We start from the raw sequence: 14284 nt of genomic DNA, 5'->3' as shown, positions 1-14284 counted from the left end.
TTGGTTTTTGGAACCAACAGCCATACGACATCCCCCTGCGGGGGCTGCCGGTCACTCTTCTTTGCGTCGGCAAAGAAGACTAACGAGAAGAAAGTCGACCCTGCCGGGGGCAGAGCAATCGGGCTTGTCAGCCTCGTTGGTTTCGTCGTACGGACCGGAGTGTTGGCGGGCATCTGCCGGTACCGGCTTGACCGGCCACGAATCTGCGGGCGTCCCGTTTTCGTCGTGGGCGCGGTGGCACCGCCGGAATTGTTCTGAGGGATTCACCACCGCGCCCACCCCATCACAAAAACATCATGACGTGATATATCGTGGTGATTCGGACCGGTACCGGCAGATGTGTGAATGAGCAGGGATGCCGCCACCGAGCAGCCGCGTCAGCAGCTGAAAGCAACAAAATTCCGCCCCACCCACGTCGGCAGTAACCGGAAGCCCGCTTAACGACCCCTTCCCCCATCCCCCTGTCACGAAATCTTCAAATAAAACCTTGCCGATTCCCCCGCGCCCAACGGTCTAGATCCCAGGAGCATCGACGGCGCTTGCCATCGATGGACATGATCGCAGTGCCCGTTCGCCGAGCAATGCCAAGCAATGCCGGGCGAGCGGGCCACGCCGAATGAGCTAGACGGGAATGGAAGCCAGAATGAACATGCGCGTTCACTACAAGAAGATGCCCTCGCGACAGACAACGCGATTCAGCAGAACGGTACTCACGATCCGACCCCTGGCCCACGCCATCGCGTTGCTCGTGGCAGCCGGTGGCAGCATGCACAGCGCGCATGCGCAACAAGCCTTCAGCCGCGCCTGGATGGCGCAAAAGAACCTGATGCAGGACACGGCGGCGGCAACCGGCCGCCTGCCCAACGGCCAGCCCGCCGCATCGCTTACCAACCCGCAGGCGCAACAGCAACGCGCTAACGAACAACTGCAACGCTCCATCGACAACCTCAACGTGGCCGCGCGCGGCATCGCTGCCATGCAGGCCGCGCAGGCCGCTGCGCGGCAGGCCGCGATGAACGATGCGTCGGTGCCCGATGGCCTGGCCGAAGGCGGCCTGAAGGTGGATACCAACAGCCTCACCGCGGGCTGGATCAATGCGAGGCCGCTGGACAAGGACACCGGGCAGAAGATCGTCGACGGCAGGACGCAGGTTACCGTGCGGCAGACCGCGGACAAGGCCATCCTGAACTGGGAGACCTTCAATGTCGGCCGTAACACGACGGTGCAGTTCGACCAGCAGCCGAGCTGGGCGGTGCTCAACCGCGTTAACGATCCGCAGGCGCGGCCCAGCCAGATCCAGGGGCAGATCAAGGCCGACGGCACAGTGATGATCGTCAACCGCAACGGCATCGTGTTCTCGGGCAGCAGCCAGGTCGACACGCGCAACCTGGTGGCGGCGGCAGCGGGCATGACGGATTCGCAATTGCGCAAGGGTCTGTACAGCGATGCGCTGGGTGTCGGCTATGTGCCGACCTTTGCCAACGACCTGGTCAGCACCCCGAGCACGTCATCGAACGGCAATGCCACGGGCGACGTGATCGTCCAGGCCGGCGCGCGCATCGAAACGCGCAAGCCGCAGTCGGTGACCGAAGGTGGCGGCTATGTACTCCTGGCCGGGCGCGAAGCGCACAACCACGGCTCCATCTCCACGCCTGGCGGGCAGGTCACCCTGGCTGCCGGCGATAGCTTCATCATCCGCAAGGGCGTTGGCACCGATGCCAACCAGGATTCGAGCACGCGTGGCAACGAGGTCAGCGTGCAGCGCAATGCCGGGAGCCTGGCAGGCCGCGTGAGCAACAGCGGCTTTCTCCAGGCGGCGACCGGCGACATCACGCTGGTTGGCCGCAGCGTGCAGCAGTCCGGCGTGGCGCTGTCCAGCACCTCGGTCAACACGCGCGGCACGCTGCACCTGAACGCCGTCGGTGACGCCGAGAGCCGGGTGATCCTGGCGCCCGGCAGCGTCAGCGCCATCCTGCTCGACAACAGCAACGCAACAGCCTTGGATGCGCAGCGCGACATGCTGATCAAGGACTCGGCCCGGCCAAGTGACGGCGCCTACAACCGGCGCGACCAGTCTCTGGTGAAGATCGATTCCAGCGGCGACGTCGATTTCCAGTCCGACTCCATGACGCTTGCCACCGGCGGCCAGGTGATGGTGGGCGCCGCGCGCCGCACGCGGGTGGCCGAGCGCGCCGCGATCGACGTGGCCGGCGCGGTTGGCGTCAGCGTGGCGATGGAATCCAACAACGTCATGATCAACGTGCAGGGCAACGAGCAGCGCGACGCCCCGCTCAACCGCGACAGCAAGCTGCTCAACAACGCCAATATCTGGATCGACCGCCGCACCCTGGTGCGCGTCGCCGCGGGCACCAATGGCTATGCCACCGAGCGCATGTACACGGGCGGCGGCCTGCTGGAAGTCAGCGGCTACCTGAGCACTGGTGGCCACAGCATCGGCGAATGGGCCGCGCAGGGCGGCACCGTGGGCTTCAGTGGCGGCGAGCTGGTCACGCAGGCCGGGTCCCGCATCAACGTCTCAGGCGGTTCGCTGAACGTGCAGAGCGGCATCATCAAGCAGACCTGGCTCAGGGGAGCCGACGGGGGCTTGTACAACCTGGCTACCGCGCCTGCGGACAACCTCTACACCGGGCTGTATCGCGGCTTCGAGAACGCGCACGCGCGCTGGGGCAAGAACACCACGGAGTACTTCCTCAGCCCGCTGATCGCGCCGGGCGAGCGGCTGGAGAACGGCTACACGCTCGGGCGCGATGCCGGGCGCGTGGTCGTTGGCACGCAGTCCGCGGTGCTTGAAGGCAATATCGATACCACGGTATTCCAGGGCGATCGCCAGCGCGAGGCGCGCGATGGCAGCCTGGACGGCTACAGGCAATCGCAGATCGCCGCGCCACGTGCCGGCCAGCTGATCGTCGGGCAACTTACGCCGATCTACGACAGCAAGACCGGCATGCTGCGCGACAGCCCGCAGGCACTGGTGAAACAGGTGGATATCGGCGTCGTGCAAGGCATCGCGGATGGCCTGGCCATGACGGACGCGCTGCCCGACGAGCGCAAGGGCAAGCTGCGCCTGGATGCCGGCTGGATCAACGGGCTTGGCCTGGGCGCCTTGAGGGTCTACGCCAGGGACGGCATCGACGTTGGTGCGGCCGTGCAAGTGGCCGCGGGCGGCGACCTCGCGCTGCATGCCACGCAGGTGGATGCGCGGGCGGACCTCGCGGCGCGCGGCGGCCGCATCGCGCTGGGCAACATGATCAATCAGTACACCAGCAGCGCCGGTGGCGCCTGGCTGGACGTGCCGGTGGCGGCGGTACCCGCCAAGGGTTATACGCCCGGCGTTTCGGTGGGGCAAGGTGTCACGCTGGATGGGCGGGGGCTGTGGTCCAACCTTGAGCTGGACTTCACCCGGATCGGCGGGCTGCCCTACGTCAACGGTGGCGCGATCAGCATCAGCAGCACTGGCGACGTCACCCTTGGCACGGGCAGCGTGCTGGATGTGTCGTCGGGGGCGGCGCTGCTCGCCGGCAACAAGGTGCAGGGCGGGCGGGGCGGCAATATCACGCTGTTGTCCAACCAGAACGACGTCGCCGGCAACGGCTCCGGCGCCTTGCGGATGAACGGCGAGCTGCGCGGCTATGGTGCCAAGGGCGGGGGGACGCTCACCATCGACACTGGCGTGGGCATTGCCATCGGCGGTGGCTTGCTGGCCGACAGCGGTTTGTTGCCGGCGGGCCAGTCGGTATCGGTCAACCTGACGCTGGCGCAGTCGGTCACGCTGCCGGCCGGCACGGTGCTGGCCAGTGATTTCACGTACACGGCGGACACCGTCGCGCCGGGCCAGGCGATGCAAGGCAACCCGCTGTTCAGCGCGACGCGCAAGGTCACGCTGCAAGCACCGTGGCTGGTGCCGCGCGGCACGACCTGGAACTTCGCGGTCATCGACGACAAGGGCCGCTTTTATTCGAACGGCAACATCGCCCCCGCCGGCACCGTGCTGGTAGCCTCATCGGGCGACCTGGCGCCGGGCTATGTGGTGCCGGCGGACGTCTTTCCCAACGGCATCCCCGTGCCTGATTTCAATAGCACCCTGCTGGCCGGCACGCCGTTGCCCAAGGACGTGGTGCTGGCCGAGGGCGCCAGGCTGCTGGCCGGCACGAAGCTGCCGGGCGCGGTCGCGGTCAAGCCGCTGCTGGTGATCGGCAACGAGGTGTTCCAGAGCGGCTTCTCGCGCTACGCCGTGGCCGCCCAGCAAGGCGTGCAGGTGGCGCGGGATGCCAGCGTGGCGGTAGCGATGCCGGTGCTGCGCTTTGACGCCGCAGTGGGCCACGCGGTGGCGAGCGGCGCCGATCCGGCGCAAGTCCTGGAACGGTGGCTGCCGCCGCTATGGCAGGAAGATCCGCGCAAGGCCACGCTGGCCCAGCGCGGCGGCGCCGACCTGGCATTGTCGGCCGGTTCGGTCTACACCCAGGCGCCGCTGGTAGTCGGGGAGGGCGCCACCGTCACCGTGGATCCGGGCCGTGCGCTGACCCTGCAGGGCAATGGCCAGATCACCGTCGAGGGCACGCTGAATGCCTGGGGCGGCAATATCGCATTGCTGCCCGGCAAGCTCGGCACCGGCAACCAGGCCGACCGGCCCAACGGTACCGCGGATGCCATGTCGATCTGGATCGGCAGCAATGCCGTGCTCGACGCCGCCGGCCGCGCAGCCACCGCCATCGATGCGCGCGGGAATGCCTATGGCAAGGTCGGCCAGGGCGGCACGATCGAGATCGGTGCGCGCCACAACCCGGACGCTACCCAGGTCGACGCCGCCGACGCCTTCGTCGTGGTTCGGCCCGGCGCGCGCATTGATGCCTCCGGCGCTTCCGCGCGGCTGGACCTGCCGGGGCTGGGCGCCACGCAGGTGGCCAGCGACGGTGGCGTCATCGCGCTGAGTTCCTTGCGCGGCCTGTTCCTGGACGGCAGCCTGCGCGCGGCCGCCGGCGGCCAGGGCGCCGCCGGCGGCACGCTGGCGCTGAACCTGGAGACCCCGGCCTACGGCCCGGTGGACAACTACACCCAGAAGAGCCCCAGCGTCGACGACGCGGTGCGCGCCGCGCGCGAGCTGGTGCTGGCGCAAACGCAGGGCGCCACCGCGCTGGCGGCCGGATTGCGGCCCGGCGCGCGCGATGCCGCCCTGGCCTATGGCGCCGGGCGCATCGGCGTGGACCGCATCGGGGCCGGCGGGTTCGACAACGTCGCATTGCTGGCCAACGGCATGATCAGCTTCGATGGCAACGTCAACCTGGCCCTGGGGCAGAGCCTGCGCCTGACCACCAGCGCGATCGCGCTGGCGGAGCATGCCGCTGCCGGCAGCCAGGTCAGCCTGGCCGCGCCCTATGTGCGCCTGGCCGGCACGACCCGCGTTGCGCCCGACTTCTACTACATGCCCAACCCGGCGCGGAGCACGGCGAGCGTGCCGCTGGTGTCGCAAGGCACCCGGCTGCAGGTCGAGGCGGATCTGCTGGACCTGGTGGGTACCACGCAGATCGGCGTGCGCGGCGTCATCAAGCGCAACGCCGACAGCTCGCTGGCGGTAGAGCGCGGTGCCTTCGATGCCACGACCCTGCGCAGCCGCGGCGACCTGCGTATGTACCGTACCGCCTCGCTGAGCGTACCCGGCAACCTCACGCTGGCCGCCGCGCAGATCTATCCGGGCATGGGCGACAGCGGCTCGGTGATCGTCGGACAGCGCAGCTTTATCGACAACTACGGCAATATCCAGCGTGAATTCGACCCCGCGCGCCACCTCGACATCGAGCGCGTTGGCGACGAGCTGCCGGCCATGCCCTATTCCGTCTTCGGCCGCCTGAGCTTCGGCGCCCCGACCATCAACCAGGGCGGCGTGGTGCGGGCGCCGCTGGGCAACCTCGAGCTGGGATCGACGGGCTACGGCGCTGTGACGGAGCGCCTGAACCTGCTGCCGGGCAGCGTGAGCTCGATCAGCGCCAACGGCCTGGTCATGCCCTATGGCGGCTCGCTCGACGGGCTCAGCTACATGCACGACGGCAACGACGTGGTGTTCAGCGGCGTGGGCAATGGCCCGGCCATCACCCTGGCCGGGAAGACGATCGACGTGCGGCAGGACGCGGTGCTGGACCTGAGCGGTGGCGGCACGCTCACCGGCGCGGCCTTCCTCGCCGGGCGCGGTGGCTCGGTGGACGCGCGCATGAATCCGCTGGTGCAGGTCGGCGCCCGCGGCGGTTTCACCTTGCCGGGCCTGTCGACCAACCCGGTCTATGCGATCGTGCCGGGCGTGCAGCCCGGCTACGCGCCGGTGGTGGCCGAGAAAGGGGCCAGCGATCCGGCCATCGGCCGCCAGATCACCATCGGCGCCGGCGTGCCGGGCCTGCCCGCCGGCACCTACACGCTGTTGCCTTCCACCTTCGCCTTGTTGCCCGGCGCGTTCCGCGTCGAGCTCAACGGACTGGGCAATGGCACGCTGGCGGGCGCTGGCGCCATGGCCATGCGCAATGGCTCGTATGCGGCCGCGGCGCAACTGGGCGTGGCCAACACCGGCATCCGCAATGCCGTGCCCACCCAGGTCTTCCTGACGCCTGCCGACGTGTTGCGCAGCTATTCGCAGTACAACGAGACAAGCTACGCGGATTTTGCGCTGGCCCAGGCCGCACGCGAAGGCGTGCCGCGCGCCCAGCTGGAGCGCGACGCCAAGACACTGCGTTTTTCCTTCGCGCCGTCTGCGCCGCGCGCCGCTGGCGATGAGCCCGTCCTGCGCTTCGCGGGGCGCACCTTGTACGCGCCCGCCGTGGGCGGGTTTGGCGGCAGTGCGCTGATGATGGGCGGTACCAGCTACGAAATCCTGGCCGCCGGCGCGGCGCCGACGCCGGGCTTTGGCGGCACCTCGCTGTACGCCGCGGATATCAATGCCATCGGCGCCTCGCGCATCGGCATCGGCGCTCTGCCAGCGGTGCGCTATGTCGACTTCTACGGCAGCAGGCAACGCGCCAACATCGCCACGTTCGATGGCGGGGCGGGGAGCATCTTCCTGCGCGAAGGCGCGGTGCTCAAGGCCGCCGAGGTGTACCTGGTGACCAATGCCAAATCGGGCGGCATCTTCGTCGAGCAGGGCGGCGGCATCAACACGCTGGGGCAGGGCAAGGCCGCCTGGGATTCCACCAGCGGTTATGTCTACGATCCGGGCGCTGTCAGCGTGCTGGCGGTCTCCAACGGCTGGCTGGACATGCTGGCGCCGGGCTACAGCGCGGACCCCATGCGCGGCGCGGGCCGCATCGACATCGGCGGCTGCGGGGCGGGCACGGTCTGCCATGGCACCACGCCGCTCTATTCCGAGGGCACCATCGCCGCCTCGACCGACCAGAGCTTCAACCTGCGCGATGCGGCACGCTACGGCACGCGCAACCTGCTGCTGTCGGTCGGCGGCATCAACGCGGGCAACCAAGCGACGCTGGCGGACCTGGCCGCGCGCAATGCGCTGCCGCCGGGCCTGACGTTGAACCAGGACGTGCTGGACCGGCTCCTGAAGGGCGACACCAGCACCGGCGCGCCGGCACTGGAGAACCTGGCGCTGACCGCACGCGACGCGCTGCGCTTTTATGATTCGGTGGCGCTGTCCACCATCGACCCGGCCACCGGCAAGTCCTCGCTCGCGCGCTTGGTGCTGGGCACGCCGGCCATCCAGGGCTATGGCAATGCGGATGCGCTGGCCCGCATCCACACCGACATCCTGGTGTGGAACGGCGCAACCAATGCGCCGGGGCTGGTGGCAACCGGCGGCGCCGGCACGGGCAGTGGCCGCCTGCAGGTCGACGCGAAGCAGATCGAGTTCGGCTATGGCCCCAACAGCCGCCCCGACACCATCCACGCCATGGACCGGATGGTGCTCGGCTTCGCTCAGGTCGACCTCAACGCCAGCGAGCGCATCACCGCCAACCAGAAGGGGTCGCTCGCGGTCTACCAGTCGCAAGGCGCCTGGGATGACGCCACCAAGGGCTATGCCTACAGCGGCGGCAACCTGAATCTCAACACGCCGCTGCTGACCGGCCAGGCGGGCTCGGTCAACAAGATCACCGCCGGCGGCGACATCCGCTTGACGGCGCCTGCCGGTGCCGCCGCGCCGGCCTTGTCCGGCAAGGCCCTGGCCGAGGCCCTGGGCGCGGAGATCGCGCTCAACGGCAATAGCGTGGCGCTGGATAGCACCGTAGTGCTGCCCAGTGGCAAGCTCACCGTGTCCGCCGAGCGCGACGTGGTGTTGCGCGACGGCGCGCGGCTCGACCTGGCCGGGCGCAAGCTCGATTTCTATGACGTCAGCAAGTACAGCTGGGGCGGCGACGTGGTGCTGGAAAGCCGCGCTGGCGATGTGCGCCAGGCCGCCGGCGCGCTGATCGACGTTTCCGCCAAGGAGAACCGCGCGGGCAAGCTCACCGTGCTCGCGCTGGGCGCGGGCGCGGGCACCATCGACCTGCGCGGCAGCGTGCTGGGCGGCAGCAGCGGCCACTACGATGCCGGCGGCACCCTGGTGCCGTACGCGGCCGGTGGGTCGGACATCCGCGCGCAGCAGATCGCCGATTTCACGGGACTGAACCAGCGCCTCAACGAGGGCAAGCTCTCCGGCATCCGCAGCTTCCAGCTCAAGCAGGGCGACCTGGCCATCGGCGATGAACTCAAGGCGCGCGAGATCAGCGTGTCGGTGGACGGCGGCAAGCTCACCGTGACCGGCACCATCGACGCCAGCGGCGAGCAGGTCGGCAGCATCCGCCTGGCCGCGCGCAACGGCGTCACCATCGGCGGCGGCGCGCTGCTCGACGCGCATGGCACGGTGCTGCGCGTGGACAGCTACGGCCAGGTCATCGAGGCGCCCAACCGCGCCACCATCGAGATCAATGCCGGCACGGGCCGGCTCACGCTGGAGAGCGGCGCGCGCATGGACCTGCGCGCCGGCACCGGCGCAGGCGCGCAGTCGCTCGGCACGGTCGAGCTCAACGCCCCGCGCCTGGGCGGCGCCACCGGCACCGATATCGATATCGACGCCAGCGGCGCGCTGCGCATCGACGGTGCGCGCTCCATCGCGGTCAACGGCTTCTGGTCTTACAAGGACGCGGCCTGGGGCACCGACCCGATGGCCGACGGCCGTCCCTACCAGGTCATCAACCAGGCCTACCTGGACGCCAAGCACGCAGATAGCCTGGTGTTCATGGGCAACGCGCTGGCCAACGGCGACCTGATGAACCGCAAGCTCGCCGGGCTGCGCGGCTATGCCGACGCTTTCCACTTGCGCCCGGGCGTGGAGATCGTCAGCGCCACGCCGGACGGCGACCTGCACATCGATGGCGACATCGACCTGTCGCGCTACCGCTATGCCAGCGTCAACCCGCGCACGCAGCAAACCGGCGTCTATGGCTCCGGCGAAGCCGGCGCGCTGGTGCTGCGCGCGGGCGGCAACCTGAATGTCTACGGCAGCCTGACCGATGGCTTCGACGCTTCGGCGCTGCCAGTCACGCCGGACGACCAGGGCTGGGTGCTGGTCAAGGGCAGGGTGCCCTGGGGCGGCGACGTCGTCATCCCGCAGGGCCAGATGGTCACGCTGGCGGAAGACACCTTCTTCCTGTCCGGCCGCACGCTCAACTACGACCTGCCGATCAAGGCCGTGAACCTGCGTCCCGGCACGGTGCTGCCGGCGCGCGCCACGCTGGCGTCGGACCTGGTGCTGCCGGCCGGTACGGTACTGGGCGGCGCGGTGCGCGACGCGCAAGGCAAGGTGGTGCAGGCGGCGGGCACGGTACTGTCGCAGCCGCTGACGCTGGCCAGCGGCATGCAGCTCGACGCCGGCAATCGGCTTGCCGGCGGGGCCAGCGTGGCGGCCATGACCTGGCCGGCCGGCGTGCCGCTGCCGCAGACCGGCACGAGCGTGGATACCGCGCCAGGCGTCTACCTGGCGAACGCGCTTGTCTTGCGCAAGGGGGCGGTGATCCCGAGCGAGACGGTGGTCAAGCTGCCGGACGATGCGGTCATGGTGTCACTGCGCCCAGGAGACGCCAGCGGCAACCAGGGCCGCAACTGGGCGCTGGCGCCGATGCTGCCCGAGGGCTCGCAATCGTGGTCGGTGCGGCTGGTGAGCGGCGCGGATACGCAGGCTGCCGACACGCGCGCCTTGCAAACGCGCAGCAAGCAGGCGTCCATGCTGCTGGCCGACACTCACTACGGCCTGGTCTCGGTGAATGTGGTGTTGCCGGGCACCGGCTTGCCGGGTGAATACGTGTGGGGAGGGGATTCGCTGGAATTCTCGGGCATCGAGCCCGGCACGCCGATCAACCTGGACGAGTGGGGCGGCGAGGAAGAGGTCAAGAAGTTCAACGACCTAGGGTATGGCCTGGTGGTCGTCAAGGTCAAGGACGGCACGCCTCCGGTGTATCGGGCGCAGATGCAGCCGGCCCGCCAGCAGCTCTTCAGCGTGCTGCGCACCGGCACCGGCGACCTGGACCTGATCTCGGGCGGCGATTTCACCATGACCTCGCCGTTCGGCGTCTACACCGCCGGTACGCAGTCCGCTGGCGTGGGCGCGGCGTACAACCTGCCGCGTGCCACCGCCTTCGACGGCACGCTGCTGGGCCCGGATGGCACGACGTTTGTGCCATATATCGACGGCGGCAGCCAGAGCCTGTACCGCGCCTGGTACCCGGAGCACGGTGGCAATGTGCTGGTACGCGCCCAGGGCGACGTGAAGGGCGACCTGATCGGTGCCGGTGGCAACCAGGGCCGGGTCGACGCGATCGGCACCATACGCCCTCACCTCGGCGCCACCGCCGTCGGCAACTGGCTGTGGCGCCAGGGCACCGGCAGCGCGGTGACGGGCGCCGAGGGCGTGCCCACCGCCTGGTGGGTCAACTTCGGCAGCTATGTGGCCGGCCCGAAGGATGGCTACGCGTTGTTCTCGGGCGCGCCGTTCCTGACCGGGTTCACCGGTATCGGCACCCTGGGCGGCGGCAACCTGGTGCTGGAGGCCGGCGGCGACGCCGGCATGCTGTCGTCGCGCATGACGGCAACCAGCAGCTATATGGCCCGCAGCCAGGGCCTGAACCTGGCGGTGGCGAGCACAGGCCGCGTCTCGGCCGATGGCAAGCAGCTCACCCTGGCCGGCGGCGGCGACCTCGATATCCGCATCGGCGGCGGGCTCAACCCGGTGGCGGAAGTGCGCTCGTTCGCTTCGCAGACCGGTGATGCCACACCGGCGACGCGCTACTCAGGAGGCTACGGCGAACTCAATAGCACCTTTGTCAACCTGCGCGGGGCGTTGCGTGTGGAGGCCGGTTCGGTGGGCGGCATCGAGTTGCGTTTCGACCGCGCTGATCCCGCCGAATCGCGTGCCTACGACGTGTACAAGGCCACGTCCTCCATCGCGGGCGGCGGGCCGGTGCTGGTGCCCGGGGATGCCGGCGTGCGCATCGACGCGCGCGGCGACCTGGTGCTCGGCGGCGTCGGCGACCCGGGGCGCGTGGCGCTGGTCAACAACGGCACGCCGTTCCGGGCCAACGGCGCCAGCTACACCGGTGATGGCTGGACCTGGTTCTCGTTGTGGACGCCGGGCACCGCCATCGACCTGTTCAGCGCGGGCGGCAACCTGACGCCATCCATGGCGGCGGCGGATTCAGGTACCGGCGGCAACCACGCGGCGACCGACGGGCGTTTCATGATGCCGTCGGTGCTGCGCGCGGTGGCGCCCAGCGGCAGTTTCTACTACGGCAATTCCAGCACCGGCGCGGTGGACGGAACGAACCGGCCAGTCCAGTACAACGCCACGCTGATGCTGGCGCCGTCACCGGTGGGGCCGCAGTATGCCCACACGGGCCCGGGCCAGCTGGAACTGCTGGCGGGCGATTCGATCTACGCCGGCGGCTACGGCATCACGCAATCGGGCGCCGATGCCACGGCCCTGCCAAATCCGTTCAACGCCGCGTTCAGCGGCAGCACGGTGAAGATCAACTACGGCACGCTGAAGCTGAGCAATATCAGCCCGGACGGACTGGCAGCCGGCGTGTTCCTGGCGAACAACGGCGGCGCAGGGTCGTACCAGGCCTACCCGCTGTTCAGTTTCACACCGCCCACGGCCTCGGGCTACGCGGTCCCCGGCAGCCAGCCGGCGCGCTTCTATGCGGTCGATGGCGATATCGTCGGCCTGCGCACGGGTTCGATCATTTCCCGTGCCAATGGCGTTGGTTCGGCCCTCACCTTCGGTAACTGGTATGAAGGTGGCGGACCGGTGGCGATCCGCGCGGGGCGCGACCTTGTCAACGCGGGCACGGCGCTGGGCGAGTCCGAGGACCTGCCCGTCGATGGCCACGGCTGGTACCTTCCTCCGCGCCGCGGCGACGGCACCCTTGCCGAGAAGCCCACTTCGGTCCTGAATGCCACCGCGCGTGGCAACCTGATCGTGCACAACAACGCGGACGATGTGTCCGTGGTCTCGGCCGGCCGCGACATCCGTTTCAGCAACTTCTACGTGGCCGGTCCCGGCTTGCTGGAAGTCACCGCCGGGCGCGACCTGTACATGGCCGACCGGGCCGAGCTCAAGAGCATCGGGCCGGTGGCCAACGTGACCCCGGGCGACCGCGGCAGCGGCGCCAGCATCGCGGTGGCGGCAGGCGTGGGCCGCAACGGGCTGGACTTCAACGCCTTCGCCAGGCGCTACCTGGATCCCGCTAACCAGGCCGATGCAGGGCGCGCCCTTGCGGACCAGCCGGGCAAGGTGGTGGCCGTCTATGGTGGCGAGCTGAAGCTGGCCGACTGGCTGCGCGCCCAGTTCGGCTACGCGGGCGACGAGGCCGGCGCGCCGGCTTACCTGCAAGGCAAGCAGGCGGAACTCGACAGCGCGCGCCAGCAAGCCTTGGCGGCCGGCGCGGCCGCCGCCAACCGCGACCTGCGGCGCGAGTACGGGCTGGCCAGCCAGCTGCACCTGGTCAACTGGCTGAGCGGCCGCTTTGGCGGGCATAACGGCCTGGGCCTGCACTTCGACGCGGCCAGCATGGACGCGCGGCAGTTCTTCGCCGCGTTGCCGCCCGAGCAGCAGCGGGCCTACCTGCGCAACGTGTACTACGCCGAGCTCAAGGCCGCCGGGCGCGAGTACAACCAGGCGGGCGGCCCGCGCGAGGGCAGCTACCTGCGCGGGCGCGAGGCCATCGCTACGCTGTTCCCCACGCATGACGCACAGGGCAACGCGCTGGCCTACCAGGGCGACCTGACCATGTTCAGCAGCGCCAACTACTATGCCCCGGTCTCCGGGGCGCTCGCCACCAAGCGGCCGCTCAAGGGCGTCACCTATCTGCGGCGCGATGAGTACAAGGCGGCCGGCAACCCATACAACATCGGGGTGTACGACCTGCTGGACGCCGGCATCCATACCGACTTCGGCGGCGACGTCGACATCATGACGCCGGGCGGGCGCACGCTGGTCGGCGTGGACGGCGGCTTCATCCCGGGCGAGGGGTCGGGCGTGCTGACGCAGGGCGCGGGCGAGGTCCAGATCTACGCCAGGGACAGCATCCTGCTGGGGCAGAGCCGCATCTTCACCACCTTCGGCGGCAACATCCTGGCGTGGTCGGCGCAGGGCGACATCAATGCCGGGCGCGGCTCCAAGTCCACCGTGGTCTACACACCGCAGCGGCGCTTGTACGACAACATCGGCCTGGTCACCCTGTCGCCCACCACGCCCAACACCGGCGCGGGCATCGCCACGCTCAACCCGGTTCCCGAGGTACCGCCGGGCGACATCGACCTGATCGCGCCGCTGGGCACCATCGACGCGGGCGAAGCCGGCATCCGCGTGTCCGGCAACGTCAACCTGGCCGCGCTGCGGGTGGTCAACGCCGAGAACATCCAGGTGCAGGGCAAGGCCACTGGCATCCCCGTGCTGGCCGCGGTGAACGTCGGCGCGCTGACCAATGCCAGCGCGGCGGCTTCGCAGGCGGTGAGCGCGGCGCAGGACGCGCTGCAGCGCGAGCGCACCGCGGCGCGCCAGGGCTTGCCGTCGATCTTCACGGTGCGGGTGCTCGGCTTTGGCACGGATGCGGACGAGGCCGCGCCCAAGGCGAGGGAAGGGGCCAGGGCCGCGCCGGCCGGCTACGACCCCAACGGGGTGGTGCAGGTGCTGGGCCAGATGGAGCTGAGCGAGTCGCAGCTCAGCCAGCTGAGCGCCACGGAGCGCCGCAATCTCCAGCGCTGAGCCCCTGGCGGGGGTGCTCCCGCGCGCGCGCCGGCT

General features: G+C 69.5%; 1 protein-coding gene. It reads left to right on the top strand.

The features are described from left to right. Window positions 1-643 precede the first annotated feature (643 nt). Window positions 644-14248, top strand: a complete 13605-nt coding sequence (locus RR42_RS14875) for a filamentous haemagglutinin family protein (RefSeq protein WP_052494637.1) — start codon at window positions 644-646, stop codon at window positions 14246-14248. The last annotated feature ends 36 nt before the right edge of the window (window positions 14249-14284 follow it).

This window comes from Cupriavidus basilensis, from assembly GCF_000832305.1.
Lineage (GTDB): Bacteria > Pseudomonadota > Gammaproteobacteria > Burkholderiales > Burkholderiaceae > Cupriavidus > Cupriavidus basilensis_F.
This window is presented reverse-complemented; position numbering and strand designations above follow the sequence as displayed.